Annotated in this window: 18 protein-coding genes and 1 tRNA gene; 9 read left to right on the plus strand and 10 right to left on the minus strand. The window is 58.3% G+C overall.

Going from position 1 to position 22,222, the window contains the following annotated elements; genetic code table 11:
- Nucleotide 1 precedes the first annotated feature (1 nt).
- Nucleotides 2-382: a carboxymuconolactone decarboxylase family protein gene (locus tag QN399_RS13770; protein ID WP_322181925.1), complete on the plus strand. Its 381-nt coding sequence runs from the start codon at nucleotides 2-4 to the stop codon at nucleotides 380-382.
- On the opposite strand, the gene QN399_RS13775 is transcribed toward QN399_RS13770, so the two are convergent.
- The 4 genes from QN399_RS13775 to ptsP form a co-directional block, all read right to left on the minus strand.
- Nucleotides 379-1,320 carry an AEC family transporter gene (locus tag QN399_RS13775; RefSeq protein ID WP_322181927.1) on the minus strand — a complete coding sequence of 314 codons (942 nt, stop codon included), beginning with the start codon at nucleotides 1,318-1,320 and terminating at the stop codon, nucleotides 379-381. The two genes, QN399_RS13770 and QN399_RS13775, sit on opposite strands and share 4 nt — an antisense overlap.
- A gap of 352 nt (nucleotides 1,321-1,672) precedes the next feature.
- Nucleotides 1,673-3,412, minus strand: a complete 1,740-nt coding sequence (locus QN399_RS13780; RefSeq protein WP_323566285.1) for a PTS fructose-like transporter subunit IIB — start codon at nucleotides 3,410-3,412, stop codon at nucleotides 1,673-1,675.
- Between the two features lie 11 nt (nucleotides 3,413-3,423).
- The gene (pfkB, locus tag QN399_RS13785; RefSeq protein WP_322181931.1) at nucleotides 3,424-4,365 is read right to left on the minus strand and encodes a 1-phosphofructokinase; all 942 of its coding nucleotides are present in this window, start codon (nucleotides 4,363-4,365) and stop codon (nucleotides 3,424-3,426) included.
- On the minus strand, nucleotides 4,365-7,268 hold the full coding sequence (ptsP, locus tag QN399_RS13790; RefSeq protein ID WP_330201045.1) for a phosphoenolpyruvate--protein phosphotransferase: 2,904 nt from the start codon (nucleotides 7,266-7,268) through the stop codon (nucleotides 4,365-4,367). Before ptsP ends, pfkB begins: the two co-directional genes overlap by 1 nt.
- Before the next feature lie 360 nt (nucleotides 7,269-7,628).
- On the opposite strand from ptsP, the gene cra reads away from it, so the two are divergent.
- Together cra and QN399_RS13800 are read left to right on the plus strand one after the other, a co-directional pair.
- Nucleotides 7,629-8,624 (plus strand): catabolite repressor/activator, encoded by a 996-nt coding sequence (cra, locus tag QN399_RS13795; protein WP_330201046.1) that lies wholly within the window; start codon nucleotides 7,629-7,631, stop codon nucleotides 8,622-8,624.
- Entirely contained in the window at nucleotides 8,621-9,430 is an 810-nt protein-coding gene (locus QN399_RS13800) for a TatD family hydrolase (RefSeq protein WP_322182866.1), read from the plus strand. Before cra ends, QN399_RS13800 begins: the two co-directional genes overlap by 4 nt.
- A 6-nt stretch (nucleotides 9,431-9,436) precedes the next feature.
- Here QN399_RS13800 and QN399_RS13805 read toward each other — a convergent pair whose 3' ends face one another.
- The 4 genes from QN399_RS13805 to QN399_RS13820 form a co-directional block, all read right to left on the minus strand.
- Nucleotides 9,437-11,467 (minus strand): methyl-accepting chemotaxis protein, encoded by a 2,031-nt coding sequence (locus tag QN399_RS13805; protein WP_322218001.1) that lies wholly within the window; start codon nucleotides 11,465-11,467, stop codon nucleotides 9,437-9,439.
- A gap of 198 nt (nucleotides 11,468-11,665) precedes the next feature.
- On the minus strand, nucleotides 11,666-12,502 hold the full coding sequence (ampE, locus tag QN399_RS13810) for a regulatory signaling modulator protein AmpE (protein ID WP_322181939.1): 837 nt from the start codon (nucleotides 12,500-12,502) through the stop codon (nucleotides 11,666-11,668).
- 15 nt (nucleotides 12,503-12,517) lie between these two features.
- Entirely contained in the window at nucleotides 12,518-13,066 is a 549-nt protein-coding gene (gene ampD / locus QN399_RS13815; RefSeq protein WP_322181941.1) for a 1,6-anhydro-N-acetylmuramyl-L-alanine amidase AmpD, read from the minus strand.
- A 147-nt stretch (nucleotides 13,067-13,213) separates the two neighbouring features.
- Complete coding sequence (locus tag QN399_RS13820) at nucleotides 13,214-15,448, minus strand: DUF1631 domain-containing protein (RefSeq protein WP_330201047.1); 2,235 nt, start codon at nucleotides 15,446-15,448, stop codon at nucleotides 13,214-13,216.
- 335 nt (nucleotides 15,449-15,783) lie between these two features.
- Here QN399_RS13820 and nadC point away from each other — a divergent pair, with 335 nt between their 5' ends.
- Complete coding sequence (nadC, locus tag QN399_RS13825; protein WP_322181946.1) at nucleotides 15,784-16,632, plus strand: carboxylating nicotinate-nucleotide diphosphorylase; 849 nt, start codon at nucleotides 15,784-15,786, stop codon at nucleotides 16,630-16,632.
- A gap of 52 nt (nucleotides 16,633-16,684) precedes the next feature.
- Here nadC and QN399_RS13830 read toward each other — a convergent pair.
- A tRNA-Thr gene (locus QN399_RS13830) sits at nucleotides 16,685-16,761 on the minus strand.
- A gap of 165 nt (nucleotides 16,762-16,926) precedes the next feature.
- The gene (locus QN399_RS13835; RefSeq protein ID WP_330201048.1) at nucleotides 16,927-17,361 is read right to left on the minus strand and encodes a pilin; all 435 of its coding nucleotides are present in this window, start codon (nucleotides 17,359-17,361) and stop codon (nucleotides 16,927-16,929) included.
- A gap of 223 nt (nucleotides 17,362-17,584) precedes the next feature.
- Here QN399_RS13835 and pilB point away from each other — a divergent pair, with 223 nt between their 5' ends.
- From pilB to yacG, 5 genes are read left to right on the plus strand one after another with little or no spacing between them, the layout of a single operon-like run.
- Complete coding sequence (pilB, locus tag QN399_RS13840; RefSeq protein WP_330201049.1) at nucleotides 17,585-19,285, plus strand: type IV-A pilus assembly ATPase PilB; 1,701 nt, start codon at nucleotides 17,585-17,587, stop codon at nucleotides 19,283-19,285.
- 2 nt (nucleotides 19,286-19,287) lie between these two features.
- Nucleotides 19,288-20,505, plus strand: coding sequence for a type II secretion system F family protein (locus tag QN399_RS13845; RefSeq protein ID WP_330201050.1), 1,218 nt, complete (start codon nucleotides 19,288-19,290; stop codon nucleotides 20,503-20,505).
- 2 nt (nucleotides 20,506-20,507) lie between these two features.
- Complete coding sequence (locus QN399_RS13850; protein ID WP_330201051.1) at nucleotides 20,508-21,380, plus strand: A24 family peptidase; 873 nt, start codon at nucleotides 20,508-20,510, stop codon at nucleotides 21,378-21,380.
- Nucleotides 21,377-22,000 carry a dephospho-CoA kinase gene (coaE, locus tag QN399_RS13855; protein ID WP_322181956.1) on the plus strand — a complete coding sequence of 208 codons (624 nt, stop codon included), beginning with the start codon at nucleotides 21,377-21,379 and terminating at the stop codon, nucleotides 21,998-22,000. The genes QN399_RS13850 and coaE overlap by 4 nt, the downstream gene beginning before the upstream one ends.
- On the plus strand, nucleotides 21,997-22,200 hold the full coding sequence (gene yacG / locus QN399_RS13860) for a DNA gyrase inhibitor YacG (protein ID WP_322181958.1): 204 nt from the start codon (nucleotides 21,997-21,999) through the stop codon (nucleotides 22,198-22,200). The genes coaE and yacG overlap by 4 nt, the downstream gene beginning before the upstream one ends.
- Nucleotides 22,201-22,222: the final 22 nt, after the last annotated feature.

A 22,222-nucleotide genomic window follows, 5' to 3' on the forward strand; every position in this document is an offset into this window, starting at 1 on the left:
CATGACTGACAGCAATAACAGCGGCGTAAACATGCGCCGCCAGGTAATGGGTGATGCATTCGTCGACCGGGCGCTGAACAACGCCACCGACTTCACCCAACCGCTGCAGGATTTCGTCAACGAACATGCGTGGGGCAGCGTCTGGAACCGCGAAGGTCTGCCGCTGAAAACCCGCAGCCTGATCACCCTTGCTGCCCTTACCGCGCTCAAATGCCCGCAAGAACTCAAAGGCCATGTGCGCGGCGCGTTGAACAATGGCTGTACGGTCGAAGAGATTCGCGAAGCGCTGCTGCATTGTGCGGTGTATGCCGGCGTACCGGCGGCGATCGATGCGTTTCGTGCAGCGCAGGAAGTGATCGACACCTACCAAAAAGCGGACTAGATCCAACCGCCCCATTGCAGAATGAAAATGCCGAGGTTAGTCGTCACCGCCGCCGCCAGGGTGGTGATGACGATGATCGCCGCAGCCAGCTCATGATTGCCATTGGCCGCACGCGCCATGACAAAGCTGGCCGCAGCGGTCGGGCTGCCGAAGTACAGGAACAGAATCCCCAGTTCCGCCCCGCGAAAACCACACAGCCAGGCGCCCAAGGTACAGAACACCGGCAGCCAGACCATCTTCACCAGACTGGCGCTGACTGCCATGTCACCACTCTTGCGCAATGCCGCCAGTGACAAGGTGCCGCCGATGCAGATCAATGCCAGCGGCAAGGTCATCTGCGCCAGGTACTTGCCGGACGTTTCCAGCCAACCCGGTAAGCCGATGTTGAAATAGGCAAAAGGCGCGGCTGCCAGCACGCTGATGATCAAGGGGTTGCACAGGATGCTTTTGAATACGCTCCACGGATCGGACTTGATCACCGGGCTGTAGACTGCCAACACGATGGTCGACAGCGTGTTGTAAAACAGGATCACCAGCGCAGCGAGAATCGCCCCCAGGGAAATGCCATAGTCGCCGTACATGCTGGCAGCCAGGGCCAGGCCGATGACGCCGTTGTTCCCGCGAAAGGCGCCCTGGGTATAAATCCCGCGATCCTCATGTGGGCAACGCCAGATCGCCCACCCCCAGGACAAGGCAAAACTCAGCAACGTCGCCACGACAAAATAAGCGAGCAGCCTGGGCTGCAAGGCCGCATGCAGATCCGCATGAATAATGCCGAGAAACAACAGCGCAGGCATGGTGACGTTGAACACCAGCGCGGAAGCTGTATGGATAAAGCTGTCGTTGATCCAGCCCACCCGCTTGAGCAACACGCCCAGAAACAGCATGGCAAACACGGGCGCGGTGATGTTCAGGGTTTCAAAAAATATACCCAGCATGCGGTTCAAACCCTGACCTGTCGTTAGGTGGCTAATGATAGGCCAGCCAGGATTCTAAAGCCGCAGGGAATTTGCGTTTTGTAGAGCGCCCCCGTCCCTTTTCTGAGGCGTACTGGCAATCCACCACGCGAGGGTAGTGGAAGTGGAATCGTGCAATAGGCCCATGGACGTAGGAGCTGACTTGTCTGCGAAAAGGGCGGGACGACCTTCATGCGGGGGTGAATCCAGCCATTTTACGACTGCTGCGTAGCCGATTCGCAAACAAGTCAGCGCCTACATGGGATCATTTTATTTTTTAAAAATTACTTATCAATCAATTTGTTATAGGTTTTTTGATAGGAGGCTCGGTCCGTCAGACCACCGGCACCCCTTCCATTTCCACCCCTTCCGGCCGCTTCAAAACCGCATACGCTACCCCCGTCAGTAAACTCCCTGCGACGATGGCGACTAAATACAACAGCGCATGGTTGATCGCGTTGGGGATCAGCATGACGAACAGGCCGCCGTGAGGCGCCATCAGTTTGCAGCCGAAAAACATCGACAAAGCACCGGTCAACGCGCCGCCAGCGACACTCGCGGGAATCACCCGCAACGGGTCCTTGGCCGCAAAAGGAATCGCGCCTTCGGAGATGAAGCACAACCCCAACACCAGCGCAGCTTTACCGGCCTCGCGTTCACTCTGTGCAAACTTGTGCCGCGCGATAAAGCTGGCGATCCCCATGCCAATCGGCGGCACCATGCCCGCTGCCATCGCGGCGGCCATCGGGGCATAACTCTGCGACGCCAACAGCCCGACCGAGAACGCGTAAGACGCCTTGTTGATCGGCCCGCCCAGGTCGACGCACATCATCGCGCCAAGCAACACACCGAGCAGGATCGCGTTGGTCGTGCCCATGCTGTCGAGGAAATGCGTCAACGCCTCGAGCATGCCTGCTACCGGCTTGCCGACCACGTAGATCATCACCAGCCCGGTGAACAGACTCGACAGCAGCGGGATGATCAAAATCGGCTTGAGCGCCTCGACACTGGCGGGCAATCGCGCATAACGATTGATCGCCCATGCGCTGTAACCGGCCAGGAAGCCGGCGATGATCCCGCCAATAAAACCGGCGCCCAGGGTGCTGGCGAGCAACCCGCCGATCATCCCCGGCGCCAGGCCCGGACGGTCGGCGATGGAATAGGCGATGTAACCGGCGAGCAACGGCACCATCAGTTTGAACGCAGCGTCTCCACCGATCTGCATCAGCGCGGCAGCCAGGGTGCCCTGTTCCTTGAACGCGGTGATGCCGAAAACGAACGACAGCGCAATCAACAAGCCCCCCGCCACCACCATCGGCAGCATGAACGACACGCCCGTCAGCAGGTGCTTATAGACCCCACTTTTCTCTTGTCTCGGGGCGACTTGACCGGCGGCAGCCGAAGACTCGACCTGCCCGTCAGCCAAAGCTTTTTTCAGCGTGGCCTCAGCCTGTTTGAGGGCAATGCCGGTGCCGCAACGATAAATGCGCTTACCGGCGAAACGCTCGGTGTTGACCTCGATGTCTGCGGCAAGCAACACCACATCGGCGTCGGCAATGGCTTGGGCACTGAGCGGGTTACGCGCGCCGACCGAGCCCTGGGTTTCGACCTGCAGGTCGTAGCCGAGGCGCTTGGCCGCTTGCTGGATGGCTTCGGCGGCCATAAAGGTATGGGCAACCCCGGTCGGGCAAGCAGTGACCGCGACCAGCTTTGGCTTTGCGCCAGTACTTGCGACCGTTTGCAGTGGCGCCGTTTGCGGGGCGACATAGACCGTCGCCTGCTCGGCTGCCATGCGCAAAAAGCTTTCGACATCCTGCAACGCTTGGGCCGGTGACGTCTGAAACAGACGCTTGCCGACAAACCGGCTCAGGTCCAGCGGACCGGTATTGACGACCAATACCCAATCCGCCGCCGCTACGGCCTCGGGCGATAAACGATTGCCGGGCGTGTGCGGATCATGGATTTCAACGTTGGTGCTCCAACCCTGACGCTGCGCTGCCGCGTCCAGCAACCGGGCGCTGAGCACGCTGCTGACCTGGCCGTTCGGGCAGGCCGTAACAATGGCTAACTTCATCACAATCCCTCTTATTGTTCTGTCAGGGCGCGCACGCTGACGCCTTTTTCCAGCAGCTTCAGGTGTGCGACATCGCTGATGCCAAAGCCAATCTGTGTCACCGCCATCGCCGCAATGGCGGTGGCCGTGCGCAAAATCTGTTGCGGCGGATGGCCGCCGAGCAACCCGTGAACCATCCCGGCCAACAGCGAATCACCGGCACCCACGGTGCTGGCAACCACCACCTTGGGCGGCAAGGCTTGCAGGGCCACACCGGTACTGAACCAGTGCACACCCTCCGACCCTTGGGAAATCACCACATGTTCGACGCCCTGTGCCCGCAAGCGGCTCGCCACCTCAGCCTGTGCCGCGATGGAAATGATCGGCGCATCCAGAGCGTCGGCCAGCTCTTCGGTATTGGGTTTGATCAGCCACGGGCCCGCCGTCAATCCAACCCGCAATGCCTCGCCACTGGTATCCAGCGCCACTTTCAAGCCCAGTGCTTTCAGGCGCAGTAGCAGCGCGTGCAACCATTCAGGACTGACGCCACGCGGCAAACTGCCCGCGACCACCACCACATCGAAGTCGGGAGCGATCTGTTCAAGACGGGCCATCAGCGCCTGCTGCGCGTCTTCGCTGACGAACGGACCTGGACCATTCAGATCGGTAATGCGTCCACTGCTTTCCGCCAGTTTGATGTTGCTGCGGGTTTCCCCGGCCACGCGAATGAACTCGTCGGTGAACTGTCGATGCGCAAACAGCGATTCGAACGCCTGCTGGTTATCGACACCAAGAAAGCCCGCCACCGTCAGGTCATGCCCGAGGTCAGCCAGCACTTGCGCAACATTCAGGCCCTTGCCTGCCGCATGGCTGAGCATGGCGTTGCTGCGATTGACCTGGCCGACCTGCAACTGATCCAACTGCACAGTCAGGTCCAGCGCCGGGTTCAGGGTCAGGGTCAGAATTTTCGCCATTACATGACCTCCATGAACATGGCTTCCACCATTGTGCGCACTTCGCCAGCAGTCCCCAGGGTCAGCGCCTGCTGCGCCAACTGCTGCGTCGTACGCAGGTTCAACTCGCGCACGCAGGCCTTGACCTCGCCAATGCTGCGCGCGCCAACACTCAGCTCATCCACGCCCAGGCCGACCAGGATCGGCACCGCCAACGGGTCCGCCGCCAACTCGCCACACACCCCCACCCATTTGCCATGGGCGTGGGCGGCACGCACGGTGATGTCGATCAATTGCAAGACGGCCGGGTGCAAACCATCGGCCTGCCCGGACAACGTCGGATGACCCCGGTCGATGGCCAGGGTGTATTGGGTCAGGTCATTGGTGCCCACGCTGAAGAAGTCCACCTCACGGGCCAGCACCGGGGCCAAGAGTGCCGCCGACGGTACCTCGATCATGATGCCCAACTGCAAATCCGCGACCGGGATCTCTTCGCGCAAACGCAACGTCATGTCACGCGCCTGGCGCCATTCTTCGACGGTGCCAACCATGGGAAACATGATTCGCAGCGGGCGATTGTCTGCTGCGCGCAACAAGGCGCGCAGCTGGCTTTCCATGATGTGGGGGCGTTGCAAGGTCAGACGAATCCCGCGCACACCGAGGAAAGGGTTCTCCTCTTTATCGATCGGCCAGTACGGCAGGGGCTTGTCGCCACCCACATCCAGAGTCCGGACAACCAAAGGCCGCCCGGCGAGCGCATCAAGCACACGGCGGTATTCGGCTTCTTGGGTCGCTTCGTCCGGCGCCTGGGTGTGGGCCATGAAAATCAGTTCGGTGCGCAACAAGCCAATGCCCTCGGCACCCTGCTCGACCGCAATGGCCGTGCTCGCGCTGTCGCCGATATTGGCGAACACGTCGACGGCATGCCCGTCCCGGGTCAACGCAGGCTCCAGACGCAACGCCGCCGCAGCCTGCAAACGTTGGTCGCGGGTATCACGTTCTTGCGTGGCACGCTGCAAGGCCGCCGAATCCGGTGCGACACTCAGACGTCCCCGCTGACCATCCAGCAGCAGCAACGTGCCCGGAGCGATCAGCAGCACCGCATCACCCGCCCCCACCAGCGCCGGAATGCCCAAGGCACGGGCGACAATCGCACTGTGCGCCGTCGCGCCGCCCCGGGCTGTCAGAATACCCGCCACTCGTGCCGGATCCAGGCGCGCCACGTCCGATGGCCCCACTTCCTCCATCACCAGAATGTAGGGTTGTTCAGGCTCGACTATGGTCTCGACACCACACAGCTGAGCCAGCACCCGACGCCCGATGTCACGCAGGTCCGCGGCGCGCTCGGCCAGCAGGGCGTCCTGCAACAGCTCCTGTTGCCGTGCGGCGGCGTCAATCACGCCAATCCAGGCCGCTTCCGCGCTTTCGCCCTGCTCCAGGCGGCTGCCGACTTCATCGGTCAGGCCGGGGTCATCGAGCATTTCCTGGTGGGTGGTGAAAATCTCGCGAATGGCTTGCGCCTGACTGTGCTGGATCAGCCTTTCAAGATCCTGGCGAATCTCGCCCAGCGCCTGCTGCAAACGCTCACGTTCGACAGAGAAGGACTCTCCGCGTAGCGGATAATCGAAGGTCTGTGGCACCTGAATGTGCGCCGGCCCCATGGCGATACCGGGGGCCGCTGCGATGGCCTGAATCAGGCTGCCCTCGGCCGGTGCAACCAGACTCGGGCCCCATGCCTCAGCCTCAGATACGGTGGTGATTACAACATCAACTTCAACGGCCAGGGCTTCCTGTGGCAACGCCTCGACGTCTTCGCCCAGACCTTCTCGCACAGCGGCGAGTATCGCGGGCAAGGCATCGGCGGCGATGCTCGGTTCAGCAATAAACTCCAGCACCTGGCCGCGGCGCGCACCCAGGCTGAGCAGCTTGCTCAGGCTCTTGACCGAGACGGCGGCTTCACTACTGTCGACGATGCGCACCCGAATCTCGCCTTCAAAACCTTTAGCCAATTGCGCGAGGTTTTTCGCCGGGCGTGCATGCAAGCCATGGGCGTTAGCCAGTGCAATACGCTCACTCGGCCAATCCTGCGGCAGTTCACCCCCCAATACCGCGAGCACCGCACGGCTGCTGGTGGCGTGGCCCAACTCGTGGCCACGGCCTTCGATCAGCAGCGCACATAGACGCTCAAGCAATGCCTGATGGGCCTCGCCCAGGCTGGCGAGACAGAACAAGCCATTGAGTGGCTGACCCAGAAAGCGAATCGGTTTATCTGGCGTGACAAACGCCAACCCTGGACGCTTGACCGTCTGCTCGCTGTGCAGCCACCACAAACCATCGCCTAGAGGCAGCGCTTCAACCTGTTGCAGTACGGCCGCGAAGCCATTACTGACGCAATCGGCCTTGCGCAACAGCCGCGCGCCACGCCATACCAGCTCTTCAAAGTCATCCGCCGACACGCCAAGGCTGATCATCTGCGCATCGAGCGCCAACTCCTGCGGCGCACCCTGAAGTAATTTCAGCAACGCCTCGGGGCTCTTCGCCCGACGCAACGCTTCGCCCAGATCGGTTTCGCCCAATGCACGCGTGAGCAATTGCAGTAAACGCAGATGCTCGTCGGATTTCGCAGCTATACCTATGGCCAGATAAACCATCTGCCCATCGCCCCAGTCCACGCCCTCGGGGAACTGCAGCAAGCGCACGCCTGTGGCGAAGACCAGGTCACGGGTTTCGGGAGTACCGTGGGGAATGGCGATGCCCTGGCCCAGAAAAGTCGAGCCTTGTGCTTCACGGCCCTGTAAACCCTCAAGGTAGCCCTCGGCGACCAGTCCATCGGCAGCCAGCTTATCGGCAAGCAGGTGCAATGCGGCGGACTTATCCACAGCCGTCTGGGCCATGGATATTTGCTCTACGGTGAGTTCGAGCATGCCTTTCTCCTTTGTAGCGCCGTTGGGCGCTTGCTTCTTGTTTTAGGAACCGATGAACAAGAACGGGTTGAATTGAACGACAGCTTAGGCGATGAAGGGATAACTGTCTGACAGTCCCGTGTTGTAGATTACGGCAGAAAATTTGCCTTGCTGAATCGTTTAATCTATCAAGTCCGGCACGTTACTCGATAATCTGCTGCCGTTGAAGTCCAACCGTCAGATGGCAGGCGGAAGTTTTTTCAAAGCCCCACGAAAAAGCAGGGAGCTTCATGAGGAGTGATTGACGCAGAACATTCACCAGGCAACATAGAATTTCCACACAGATCGGCGCGCACACAAACAACGAAAGGAATTCTCGGCTTGAAACTCACTGATATTGCCCGTCTGGCCGGTGTGTCCGTTACGACCGCCAGCTATGTGATCAACGGCAAGGCCGAACAGCAGCGCATCAGCAGCGCTACGGTCGAGCGCGTGCGCAAGGTGGTCGAGGAGCATGACTTCCGCCCCAATCCGCAGGCCGCCGGTTTGCGCAGCCGCCACACCCGCACCCTCGGTTTTATCCTGCCTGACCTGGAAAACCCCAGCTACGCCTGCATCGCCAAAGCGTTGGAGCAAGGCGCCCGCGCCCACGGCTATCAACTGCTGATCGCCAGCTCCGATGATGCGCCTGTCAGTGAATTGCAATTGTTACAGCTGTTTCGCGCCCGACGCTGCGATGCCCTGTTCGTCGCCAGCTGCCTGCCAGACAGCGATGACAGCTACGGCGAGCTACAGAAAGCCGGATTGCCGATCATTGCCATCGACCGGGAAATGGACGCCACGCGCTTTTGCTCAGTGGTCAGTGACGACCATGAAGCCAGCCTGCAACTTACCCGCAGCCTGCTCAAGCCGCTGCCACGACACATTGCGCTGATCGGTGCGCGCCCTGAGCTCAGTATCAGCCGCGCTCGCGCCTCCGGCTTTCAACACGCGCTCGAAGGTTTCGAGGGCGCAGTGATACTCGAACAGGGCGAGGCCTTCAGCCGTGCCTGCGGTCGGCGTCTGGCCGGCGATTTGCTCGAACGGCTCGGGCATTTACCCGATGCGTTGGTCACCACTTCATACGTGCTGTTGCAGGGTGTTTTCGACCTGCTGCAAAGCCACGCGCTCAACCCTGCACACTTGCACCTGGGCACGTTCGGCGACACGCAGTTGCTGGATTTTTTACCCCTGCCGGTCAACGCCATGGCCCAGCAGCATCACCTGATCGCAGAGAAAGCACTGGCCCTGGCGCTGGCGGCCATCGAGAAGGATGACTACCAACCTGGCGTCCACGCCATCGCGCGGACCTTCAAGCAGCGGATTCGCGAGGCCTGAGCATGGCGCTGATCGACACCCACACCCACCTGGACTTCCCGGATTTCGACGCAGATCGTCAGACAGTCCTGGCCAATTGTCGGGCCATGGGTGTGCAACGGTTGGTGGTGCTGGGCGTGTATCAGCGCAACTGGCAGCGCGTGTGGGATCTGGTGCAAAGCGATGCGGGACTGTACGCCGCGTTCGGCCTGCATCCTGTGTTCCTCGATGAGCATCGTCCGGAGCATTTGACGGAGCTAGGCGACTGGCTGACACGGCTGAAGGGCCATAGGCAAGTCTGTGCAGTCGGTGAAATCGGCCTGGATTATTACCTGGAAGCCCTGGACCGCGAACGTCAGCAAGTGCTTTTCGAGGCGCAACTGCAACTCGCAGACGACTTCAAACTGCCCGTCCTGCTGCATGTGCGGCGCAGCCATGCACAGGTGATTGCCACGCTCAAACGCTACACACTGCAACGCAGCGGGATCATCCACGCCTTTGCCGGCAGTCGGGAAGAAGCCCGGGAATACATCAAGCTGGGGTTCAAGCTTGGCCTGGGCGGTGCCGCGACCTGGCCGCAAGCACTGCGCATGCACAGGGTCATCGCCGACCTGCCGCTGGACAGTGTGGTGCTGGAAACCGACGCGCCGGACATGCCCCCGTCGATGTACCCGAACCAACGTAACAGCCCGGAGCACCTGCCCGATATTTGCCGGGTGGTCGCAGACTTGATGGGCGTGCGCGCCGACGATCTGGCCGATGCCAGCACCCGTAATGCATGCGAATTGTTCAACTGGGAGTCAGTGGCGACTCCCATTGCTGGCTGAATACCCTCAGACCCGAAACGCGCTAATCAGCTGCTTCAACTCCACCACCTGCGCAGACAGTTGACGGCTGGCGTGTTCAGTCTGATTCGCCCCCTCCGCCGTACGCTCGCCAGCACGGTTGATCTCGACGATGTTTCGATCAATATCGTGGGCGACCGCTGTCTGCTGCTCAACGGCAGTCGCAATCTGCTGGTTCTGATCGACGATCATGCCCACTGCGCCAAGGATATTTTCCAGCGCCCGCTGGACCTTTTCCGATTGGCCCACCGTGCCGTTGGCCACCTCATGACTGACGCCCATGGCCTTGACGGCCGCGCCAACGCCACCTTGCAACCTGGCGATCATTTGTTCAATTTCTTCGGTGGACTGTTGCGTGCGCTTGGCGAGGGTGCGCACCTCATCGGCGACCACCGCAAACCCTCGGCCTTGCTCACCCGCACGCGCAGCCTCGATGGCCGCGTTGAGCGCCAGCAGGTTGGTTTGTTCTGCGATGCTTTTGATCACGTCCAGCACACGACTGATCGATGCGCTGTCGCTGGCCAACTGATTGATCACCAGTACCGACTGATCAATCTCACTGGCGAGCCGGGCGATGCTGCCCTGCTGTGATTCGACCAAGCCACGACCACTCACGGTTTCCTGATTGACACTGTGCGCACTGCTCACTGCCGCTGCCGCACTGCGCGCCACTTCCAGCGCGGTCGCCGACATCTGATTCATCGCGGTGGCAACCTGCTCGATCTGGCTGCGCTGCCCCGCCACCGCCTGATTACTGACTGCCGATACAGACTCGACCTGACTGGCCTGACGTTCGACCTCGACAACGGTTTGGCCCACCCGCTCGATCAAGTCATGAATTTTCATCACGGTGCCATTAAACACCATGCCCAGCTCACCCAACTCGTCGCGGCTGTCAGCCTTGAAACTGGCGGTCATGTCGCCCGCCGCAACTTTGTCCATCACAGCGCCCAGTCGTTTCAACGTCGTCCGGGTCGACGCATAGAAGCCGCCGTACAGGTAAAAGATCAGGAAAAAGACCACCGCCAGTGCCGTCACCAGCAACATCATGTGCGAGCGGTTCTGCACCAGTCGCCCTTGCAGTTCCTGGTTGAGAAACACCAGGGTTGCATCATTCAGTTGATAGGTTTGCGCCATCAGCCCGGTGGTGCGCTGATAAAATTTCTGCCACGGCATATCCAGCGTGTCGGCCGAAACCACCTGTTCTTCGAACAGCTCACTGCTTTGCTTGAGTGTTCCCAGGCTGGCTTTGGCTAACGCCTCAAGTGCCCTGCGCACGGCCGGGCTGGCGTCCATGGCATCTTGCAGTTTCAAACCGTAATCGGCCTGAAGTTTTTCCAGATTCTGCAACAGCTCATCGAAGCGGGTGCTGGCCGATGAGTTAAGCACGCCCTGGCCCAACGAATACGAGCCCATGGCGCGACCATCGCCAATCATCTGCGTAACCATCGGGGTCACACTGGTGACCAGTTCGATCAGTTGCCGCACATCGCTGCTGTCGTCCTGGCCGAGTCCGGCCTGGCTGGCAATGACTTTGCTGAAGGTCTGAGCCTTGTTCCGCAGTTTCTCCATCAAGGCACTTTTGTTTTGCAACGAAGATTCTCCCCGTTGCGCCTTGAAGTCGGCGATCAATTCGTCCCGTTTGGTATTGAAAGCCGCGACCTGAGCGACGTCTGTCGTCAGCGGCGTCAGGCTCTGCAGGGTGTTGAGCAGTGTGGTTTCAAGGGCGCTGATCTGCGCCTCGAGTTCCGCGGCTTGCACGGACTGGCCAAGAATGGCGTTGATCTCTACCAGATCGGTCAGGGTTTCCAGGTCACGGCGCAGGGACAGACTAGTGCCCAGCAGCTCAAGGCTTTCCAGCTCGGTGCGGGTACCGACCAGCTCGTGATACGCATCACGCACCAGATAAAAGTTGGTGACGAGCATGGGCAGGAAAAACAGGATGCTGATGAGGGTGAACTTCATCGCAAAGCTCAGACGGTTCATCAACGCGATAGCCGGGTACAAAAGGCTCTTCACAAGAAGTCTCCCTTTTCTTTTATTTTTATTGGGTGCCGCGAATCATCCAAATAGCGCAAACCCACTATTTAGCGATAGAACCTGTATACCTGATATCGACTGGGGGTTTTGTAACTAAAGGTAAACGCGACAGACGCCGCGGGCAGGCGGCGTCGAAGACGGGGGTAATCGTTTACAGGGAATGTCGGCGGTCGTTGATCAGACCAGCAACGTCCACAAGGCAAAGCCTGCATACCAGACTACCGCTGAACGCAGCAGCAGTTCCCAGAGCGCATCAAGGCTGGCGACGCCGTCGGCGCCCACCACCGGCGCGGGTATTTCGCCCGCAACCCGACCGATTTTCGTGACCAACTGGGCAGCACTGATGTTCCAGTTGAGCAGCTCATGCAGCATCACTCGGGTGACGGCGACAAAGTTGCCGACCAACGCAAAACTGGCGGCCAACAAACGCACCGGCACCCAATCGAAAGCATGCCGCAACTGCCCGGCGCGCTCGACCAGTGCCGGGGTTTTCCCATGTTCAGCGGCCAGAGCCAACAGCCGATAACTCAGGGCCGCAGCCGGGCCAAGCAGGAAATACCAGAAGATCACCGCAAAGAAGCTTTGATAGGCCTGCCACAGCAAATAACTCTGAACGCCTTCGAGCAGTTGCTCGCTGTTATCGGCGACCACCCTCATGTCACGCTCCGCTACATGGCTGCCAGCCTGCTCGTCGCCTCTGCGCCAGGCATCGCGAAAGGGCCCCAATGCGGCCAACAGATCGCCACGCCCCAAGCTGTAAATCAACACCAGCAGGTGCACCGGAAACGCCAGCCAGCCATACGCCACCGACTGCAGCACAATCAACACCAGCCCCAGCAGCAACACCGGCAATAGCACCATCAACGCCAGGATCAGCCAAGGCCGAGTGCTCATGCCTGGGCCGGCTTCCATTTTGGCCAACTCCCGCAGCCACACACCGTCACGCTGAACGCGCTGGCGCAGGGCCGAAAACTTCTCTATCCAGACTGCCAGCAGCAACACCAGAAAACTCATTACCCGTCCCTCACTTCAATCCTGCAAAGCAGCTCGATAACGCGCCCAGTCGAAACAGGGGCCCGGATCGGTCTTGCGCCCCGGGGCAATATCGCTATGGCCGCAGATTCGCTGCGTGGTGATACCCAAAAACGTCGCCTGCAACTGCCGGGTCAACTCGATCAGCGCAGCATACTGGGCGTCGGTAAACGGCACATCATCGGTGCCCTCCAGCTCGATCCCGATAGAAAAATCATTGCACGTCTCACGCCCTTCAAAGCTGGACACACCGGCATGCCAGGCGCGGTCCAGACAGGAGACAAACTGAGTGACCACCCCGTCTCGCTCGATCAAAAAATGCGCCGACACGCGTAAATCAGCAATACCTGCAAAATAGGGGTGTTCTGTGACATCCAGTTGATTCTGAAAGAAGGCCTGGACTTTACCGGTCTTGAACTGAGCGGGCGGCAAACTGATGTTGTGGATCACCAGCAGAGAAATGTCAGCGTCGGGTCGCGCATTGAAATTGGGCGACGGGCAGTGATGCGCGCCGTGGCACCAACCGCTTGCGGAGTCCAGCTGCATGAAAGGTTCCCTGAACAGACGAATCGATGAGCACAAGTATGCCCTCGATAAGGGGAAGTGGGGCAGCAATATTCAGTGTCTGAAAATACTTTCACCCATGAATTTGCTGCCACTGCCTGCACAGTGGGCCTGTGTCAGGCAGGCAGGTTAATCGCGCTTGAGCCGACGCAGATTGCTGATTACCGATTCCAGCGCTCGATCAAACAGCAACGCATCGTCCAGCAGGCGGATGGCGCCACGACGAAACTCCACAGCCAAGCCCATGCGGGTCTTTTCCAGGACTTTCATGCCTCTGCGGTTAACGAAAATATAACGGCCCGTGGGCTCAATGATGGTCGCCAGCTTGCAACGCATTGCCTGATCGTCATCTTCTTGCATTTCCACCCAGCAGCCCACCCGCAGTGTGTCGACCTGAAGCAGGGCGACATCGTCATCCGCCAAGCGAACCAAGGGCTCGCCTACCGGTTGTTCACCGGCGGCAATCAGGACGATTTCCTCAACCACCTGAACCATTTCAGACGCTGGCTCAGAGGCTGCCAGGTTGTCTTCCTGATGGTCCTGCTGACGTGCGAAGTGGTGAAAGGCCTGCACATGCAAGGCTTCCAGTTGACTGAAAAATTCGCCGGTGGCAAACGGATCAAACGCGGCACTGGTCAGACCATCACGTAACGACTTGAGTAAACCGGGGACCAGATCCAGTAATCGCTGGCGAGCATCGGCTTCCGAATGCAGCTCGACGCTCCAGATCAGATCGTCCATGGCAGCCAGACCCGCACTCCACTCCGTTGACTGTTCACCGTGCTTCAGGCAGGTCAACAACAGCACCTTGCTCCAGGCTTCCTCCAGCAGGCGCACCACCGCCTCAGGCAATGTCTTGCCCAGCAGACGCTGGTTCAGTTCCTGCTGCACGCGCTGGCGAGCCAACTCGGCCCTGGCGCGACCCTCTTCAGCATCGCGAGTACGCTGTTCCAATAATTCACTGCGCCGACGTTCATCGTTGGTGAACGTCAGAAAGTCCGCGAGCAATTCCGAAAAAATCGCCGGGTCATCAACGAAGTCATTCAGCAGCCGTTGCACGATGTGTTCGACACGCAGGTACAGGCTGTCGCGCAGATTATCGTCACGCCCGCCCCAGCCCAGCGCGGCTGAAGCGATTTCGTTGAGCAGCCGCCGCGCCGGATGGGTGCCGCGGCTGAAAAAACTTTTGTCGAGTACCGCGACCTTGAGCATCGGGATTTGTAGCCGCCCAATCAAAACCTTGAGCGAATCCGGCAAATTGCGGTCATCAAGGATGAACTCGAAGAGCATCGCGATCAGGTTGATTACGTCCTCATCGACCAAGGCCACCACGCGAAACTTGCCACTTCTCATACTGACCCGGGCCAACAACTGATCCAGCTGATTGCGCAGATCGAAATCATCCTGCGCTTCCGGGGTCGGCACGTACTGCTGCAGATGCGACAACAGGCGCAACAGGTCTTGACTGGAAATCGGCTTGGTTTCGGTGCTGGCTTCATTCGGGGGTGTGACGCGGCCACGCACGAGCAAGAGTAACTCCTGCAATGCCGCAAACACCTCTTGCACGTCCTGCTCGAATTTCTGACTGACGCGTGCCGAAACGTCCTCTTCAGCGCCCTGAGACAAACGTCCGCTGGGTGCCGAACGATCAGCGGCACGACGCACAGGCGCGGCTTTGAGTTCAGGAAGAATGCCGTTGTCGATCAACAACTGGTTGGCTTCGGCGTACAGCTGATCAGCATCGGCCAGCACGTACTTTTCAAACAGCTTGAAGATGATCAGTTTGACCTTGATTTCCACGCCAAGGCTGCGCCCTGCCTGCAAAAAGAAATCGCACAACAAGGTCGGCCCCATGGGGTTGGTTTCGTCGCTCAAACGCTTGGGGATGAGGGTGTTCAAACGCGTGGTCAACTGGCCCAAGGCAAAGCCATCGCGGCTCAGCACTTTGGAGACCATCGCCTCCACGGCCACCGTTCTTTCCAGATCGTCGTTGTGCACCAATGCCAGCTTGTCGAAGGACACGGGCGGCGCAACGACCGGCTCGTTGACCTCGTATTGCCCCAGACGCAGGAAGGCCTCAAAAAACTTGTCGAGAAAACCGCGTTCAATGCTTTTGCGCTTGAGGCGCAGGTCGCGCATGGCCTCGAAGAAAATATTCTGTTCTGCGTTGTTGTGCGCTCGATCCGCCATTTCGAACAACGTGTCGTCAGCGTTATCGAATAAGGTTTGCAGCGCCTCTTTGAGTTGCTGTGCGGCTTTATCACGGACTTGCAAGAATACGACGGGCAACCTGGCCAGCGACGAACTCGCCGTTTGCTCAGGGGTCACCTTATTCAACGGCACCACTTTTCCGTCGTTTTGCATGCAAGCTTCCTCTTGAATACAGTCAAAACCCCTCTACAGACAAGACGTGTAAGCCCCGTCCGTAAAGCGATTTCCTTTAAATTCGATTTTCGTCAAAGTCATGACGTCAATTGCAAGGCGGAGTATCTTGCAAAAGATGTCTGTTGCGCCAGTGAACTCTTCGCCGCGCAGAAATTGACCTGCGCTGGGTAGACCTTCAAAAACGCCATCTATCGCACCGCCGTCGATAAAACCGACCAACTGCACGCCAAGGCTTTAGACAAGGGGCGTGTCACGGGGTGGGTTGCGGCGGTGGGGTGCCTTATACTCCGGCCACTTAGAAAGTGGAGCCCGCTATGCCAAATCTACGCCTCGCCCACCTGACTGCCGAAATCGAAGCCAACGTGCGCCGTGCGTTGCTTGAGGACGTTGGCAGTGGCGATATCACCGCCCAATTGATCCCTGCAGAACGCCTCGCCAAAGCCACTATCATCACTCGCGACGCGGCGGTGATCAGTGGCTCTGCATGGGTGGATGCGGTTTTTCGTCAGCTGGACCCTCGCGTTGCCGTGCACTGGCAGGTCACCGATGGTGATCGGGTCAAGCCCAACCAAGCGTTGTTCCACCTCGAAGGCCCCGCGCGTTCATTGCTCACCGGCGAACGCAGCGCGCTGAACTTTCTACAAATGCTGTCGGGCGTTGCGACGTGCGCACAGTTCTACGCGGACAAAGTCGCCGACACCCAGGTGAAGCTGCTGGACACCCGTAAAACCCTGCCGGGCCTGCGCCTGGCGCAAAAGTACGCCGTCACCTGCGGCGGCTGCCATAACCACCGCATTGGCCTGTTCGATGCCTTCCTGATCAAGGAAAACCATATCGCGGCCTGCGGCGGCATTGCCCAAGCCGTCAGCGCAGCCCGTAAAATCGCCCCCGGCAAGCCGGTGGAAGTCGAAGTCGAAAGCCTCGACGAACTCAACCAGGCCCTCGCTGCCGGCGCTGACATCATCATGCTCGACGAACTGAGCCTGGACGACATGCGCGAAGCCGTCCGCCTCACCGCCGGCCGCGCCAAACTCGAAGCCAGCGGCGGCATCAACGACACCACCCTGCTGCCGATTGCCGAAACCGGCGTCGACTACATCTCCATTGGGGCGCTGACCAAAGACGTAAAAGCCGTGGACCTGTCGATGCGCTTGAGCCTCTGACGTTTCGCCAGGCATGAAAAAGCCCGATCAGTGATCGGGCTTTTTCTGACGCTGGTGCCGAAAATAGGAATCGAACCTACGACCTTCGCGTTACGAGTGCGCTGCTCTACCGGACTGAGCTATTTCGGCGGATGGATGAGGCTAGTATTGCTTTTTGTTCCGGAGAAGTCGTTGACTGTCGTACACCATAATACTGAGCGCGCACCAACAGAAACCGCTAAAGCTGTCTTTGTTGATGCGTTTACTTTCGCATAACAGCAGAACGTATACCTAGTACCTAGTCAAAAACTGACATTAGAGCTTCGGAAGATATTTGGCGTCGACCGTCCCACCGATACCCCAAGTGCACTGCGCACTAGCTACACATGTCATGGTATAGATAATAGTTTTTGTATCTATATCAGCAGAACCCGTGCCCTGCATGACTACTGTGACAGTGCCACCAAGCGCCGAAGTGCCTGCAGCAGTTACCGATGTTACATATTTGCTTGTGATAGTCGCGGCGGCAGGCAATCCCAGAGTTGCGTTTGTAGATCCGTTAATCAAAGAGCTTTCGTTGAACGCCAATGCCAGGGCAGTCTGGGCCGGAGAGGATATGCTAGTCGCTTCTGCCGCTTTCGCCTTGAGCGTATAGGTACTGTAAGCCGGTAGCGCCACAGCAGCTAAAATCCCGATGATCGCGACAACGATCATCAACTCGATAAGCGTAAAGCCTTTTTGTGATTGCATGAGTACGTCTCCAAGCGTCAATTAAGTGTTGCCCTTTCTAGCTAAAAGCACAGCGCGTGCCAAGACCTTCCTAATAGCCTGCACAACCTATGGCCTAATCCCCCTAGCCAGCGCCCACCCTAAAAGAGCTCAGTTTGACAATTTTCGTCACTTTCCTTCCCGTTATTTGGCATGGCCGCCCGACTGCGCTATAAACCTCCCACTGTCTGTGTCTGGTGGTTTTATGACTGATGTTGTTCTTACCGGGCTGGCCAAGCAATTAGTGCTGACCAACCTGCTCAACGAAAAAGCTGCGCAACAGGCTTATCAACAAGCCCAACGCGACAAGGTTTCGCTGGTCAGCTACCTGGTGCAAAACAAGCTGGTGAAAAGCCTGGTGCTGGCCGAGATCGCTTCCGAGCAATTTGGGGTGCCGTTCCTGGACCTGAGCAGCCTGGACAAAGACAGCCTGCCCAAAGGCCTGGTCAGCGAAAAGCTGATTCGTCAGCACAATGTGTTGCCGTTGTGGCGTCGCGGCAATAAATTGTTCATCGGGATATCAGACCCCACTAACCACCAGGCCATCACCGATATTCAGTTCAATACCGGGCTGACCACCGAAGCCATTCTGGTGGAAGACAACAAGCTCACCGACGCTATCGACAAGTTTTTTGACAGCCAGTCCTCAGGAATGGGCGATCTGGCAGATGTCGATCTCGAAGGATTGGACGTCGGGCTCGCTGACGATAAAAAACAGGATGCCATTGCAGGTCAAGATTCCGACGACGCGCCAGTGGTGCGCTTCGTCAATAAAATGCTGCTGGACGCCATCAAACTGGGCTCATCAGACTTGCACTTCGAGCCCTACGAAAAATCTTACCGGGTCAGGTTGCGCACCGACGGTATTCTGCATGAAGTCGCCAAACCACCAATCCACTTGGCCAGTCGAATCGCGGCGCGCTTGAAGGTGATGGCCGGGCTGGATATTTCCGAGCGGCGCAGGCCACAGGATGGCCGGATCAAGCTGCGCATCTCAAAAACCAAATCGATCGATTTTCGAGTCAACACCCTGCCGACCTTGTGGGGTGAAAAGGTTGTGATGCGGATTCTCGACTCGTCCAGCGCACAAATGGGCATTGATGCCCTAGGCTATGAGCCCGAGCAAAAAGCACTGTACCTGGAGGCACTGAAACAGCCGCAAGGGATGATTCTGGTCACCGGCCCCACAGGCTCGGGTAAAACCGTTTCGCTGTACACTGGCCTGAACATTCTCAATACCGTCGACATCAACATTTCAACCGCGGAAGACCCGGTAGAAATCAACCTGGAAGGCATAAACCAGGTCAACGTCAACCCAAAACAAGGAATGGATTTCGCCCAAGCGCTGCGCGCGTTTCTGCGTCAGGACCCGGACGTGATCATGGTCGGCGAGATCCGCGACCTGGAGACGGCTGAAATTGCGATCAAGGCTTCGCAGACCGGGCACATGGTCATGTCCACCCTGCACACCAACAGCGCGGCGGAAACCCTGACCCGCCTGCATCACATGGGTGTAGCAGCATTCAACGTCGCGACCGCGATCAACTTGATCATCGCTCAGCGTCTGGCCCGTAAGCTCTGCAACTATTGCAAAAAAGAAATCGATATTCCGCGTGAAACCCTGATCAAGGAAGGCTTTCCCGCAGACCGCATCGGCAGCTTCAAGATTTATGCGCCGGTCGGTTGCGAGCACTGCAATGGCGGTTACAAAGGCCGTATCGGGATTTACGAAGTGGTGAAAAATACTCCAGCTCTGGCACGGATCATCATGGAGGAAGGCAACGCCATCGATATCGGCATCCAGATGCGTAAAGATGGTTTTAATGACCTGCGCACTTCGGGCTTGATGAAAGCGATGCAGGGTGTCACCAGCCTTGAAGAAATCAACCGCGTCACCAAGGACTAAACATGGCAACAGCAGCAGTCAAAGTCAGTGTTTACTCCTGGGAAGGCACGGACAAGAAAGGTGCAAAACTGACGGGCGAATTAAGTGGGCATAACCCTGCCCTGATCAAGGCTCAGCTACGTAAACAAGGCATTACCCCAGGCAAAATACGCAAGAAATCCACCTCTATTTTTAGTGGTGGCAAAAAAATAACACCGCTGGATATTGCCCTGTTTACCCGGCAAATGGCGACCATGATGAAAGCCGGCGTTCCGCTGCTGCAGTCTTTCGACATCATCGGTGAAGGGTTTGACAACCCCAATATGCGAAAGCTGGTGAATGAGGTGAAACAGGAGGTGGCTGCGGGTAACAGTTTTGCCTCGGCGTTGCGCAAAAAGCCACAATATTTCGACGATCTTTACTGCAGTCTGGTGGACGCAGGCGAGCAAGCGGGCGCGCTGGAAACTTTATTGGAAAGGGTTGCGACCTATAAAGAAAAAACCGAAGCGCTGAAAGCCAAAATTAAAAAAGCCATGACCTACCCCATCGCGGTATTGGTCGTAGCCTTGATGGTGTCGGCAATTCTGCTGATCAAAGTAGTGCCGCAGTTTCAAATGATTTTTACCGGCTTCGGTGCAGAATTACCGGCGTTCACTCTGATGGTGATAGGCCTGTCCCAGATACTGCAGGACTGGTGGTGGATCGTCATTGCCGCTGTTGTCGCAATCATATTCGGCTTCAAATATGCACTTAAACATTCGCAGCGGTTTCGCGACGGACTGGACAGAGGCCTATTGAAATTACCGATCATTGGGCCTCTTATTTATAAGTCATCGGTCGCCCGATACGCTCGCACACTGTCCACTACGTTTGCCGCTGGCGTGCCTTTGGTCGAAGCGCTGGAGTCAGTCGCAGGCGCGACAGGCAATGTTGTATTCAAAAATGCGGTCAACAAGGTCAAGCAAGATGTATCCACTGGCATGCAACTGAATTTTTCCATGCGCAGCACGGGTGTTTTCCCCTCCTTGGCGATTCAGATGGCGGCTATCGGCGAAGAGTCCGGTTCCCTGGACAACATGCTCGACAAGGTCGCTACTTATTACGAAGACGAAGTCGACAACATGGTCGATAACCTGACCAGCCTGATGGAGCCCTTCATCATGGTTGTCCTCGGCGTCGTCGTTGGCGGCCTGGTCGTCGCCATGTACCTTCCCATCTTCAAGCTCGGCTCTGTGGTCTAAACATGCCCCTCCTCGACTTTCTGGCCAGCTCACCGCTGGCCTTTGTTTTATCCACCCTGATCCTTGGCCTTCTGATCGGTAGTTTCCTCAACGTCGTCATCTACCGCCTGCCCAAAATGCTCGAACGCGAGTGGAAAATTCAGGCGCGGGAGGTATTGGCGTTACCTGCTGAACCCATCGGCAAAACGTTCAACCTGATGCTGCCCCACTCCCAGTGCCCGCAGTGCGCGCACACGATTCGTGCCTGGGAAAACCTGCCAGTGATCAGCTATCTGTGTCTGCGCGGTAAATGCTCTGGCTGCAAGGCGCCGATCAGCAAGCGTTACCCTTTGGTTGAGCTGGCCTGCGGTGTGCTCTCGGGGTATATCGCCTGGCATTTCGGCTTTGGCTGGCCAGCGGCGGCGATGCTGGTGTTGAGCTGGGGTTTGTTGGCGATGAGTCTGATCGATGCGGATCACCAACTACTGCCTGATGCACTGGTGCTGCCGCTGTTGTGGCTGGGTTTGATCGTGAATACCTTCGGCCTGTTCACCAGCCTGCATGACGCTTTGTGGGGCGCAGTGGCCGGGTACATGAGCCTGTGGCTGGTGTTTTGGCTGTTCAAGCTGGTCACGGGCAAGGAAGGCATGGGTTACGGTGACTTCAAGTTGCTGGCGATGCTCGGCGCCTGGGGGGGCTGGCAGATTCTGCCGTTGACGATTCTCCTGTCGTCGCTGGTGGGTGCGGTGCTGGGCCTGATTATGCTGCGGCTGCGCAATGCCACGACCAGCACACCGATCCCCTTTGGTCCCTATCTGGCGATTGCAGGGTGGATTGCTTTGCTCTGGGGTGGTCAAATAACCGCCTCCTACATGCAGTTTGCCGGTTTCAAATGACCAACCCTGCTTTCAAACCCTGGATTCTCGGCCTTACCGGCGGCATCGGTAGCGGCAAAAGCGCTGCGGCGCAGCACTTTATCGACCTCGGCGTTCATTTAGTGGATGCTGACAATGCCGCACGCTGGGTGGTTGAACCTGGGCGTCCAGCCTTGGCGAAGATCGTCGAGCATTTCGGCCCTCAGGTGCTGCAGGCCAGTGGTGAACTGGATCGCAGCGCGTTGCGCGGCCTGATCTTTCAGGACCCCGAGCAGCGCCGCTGGCTGGAAACGTTGCTCCATCCGCTGATAGGTCAGGAGATCATCAGTTACCTGGCACGCGCCGAATCGCCCTATGCGATTCTGGTGTCCCCGCTGCTGGTGGAGTCCGGTCAGTACAAGATGACTCAGCGCGTGCTGGTCATTGATGCCCCGGAGCAGTTGCAGATCCAGCGCACGATGCAGCGCGACAGTACCAGCGAGGAACAGGTGCAGGCCATTCTCAAGGCTCAAGCCAGCCGCGAGCAGCGCCTGCGTCACGCCGATGATGTGCTGATCAACGACCGCGATCCCGCGTGGCTGAAGAGCGAAGTCGAGCGCCTGCATCACTTTTATTTAACCTTGCGTGGAGGCCAACCATGAGCAAACCTTTGACCATCGACTGCCCAACCTGCGGCGCGCCCGTGGAATGGGGCGCTGTCAGCCCGTTTCGTCCCTTCTGCTCTGATCGCTGCAAGCTGATCGACCTGGGCGCCTGGGCTGCCGGAGAAAATACGATCCCTGTCAGCCCGGATGCCGAAGACGAACTGTTTTCCGGCGACTTGCCGTCACACGACCATTGATCAAACGCGACAGCTGATAACC

It is taken from the genome of Pseudomonas sp. 10C3 (assembly GCF_036346185.1).
In the GTDB taxonomy this organism is placed as follows: domain Bacteria; phylum Pseudomonadota; class Gammaproteobacteria; order Pseudomonadales; family Pseudomonadaceae; genus Aquipseudomonas.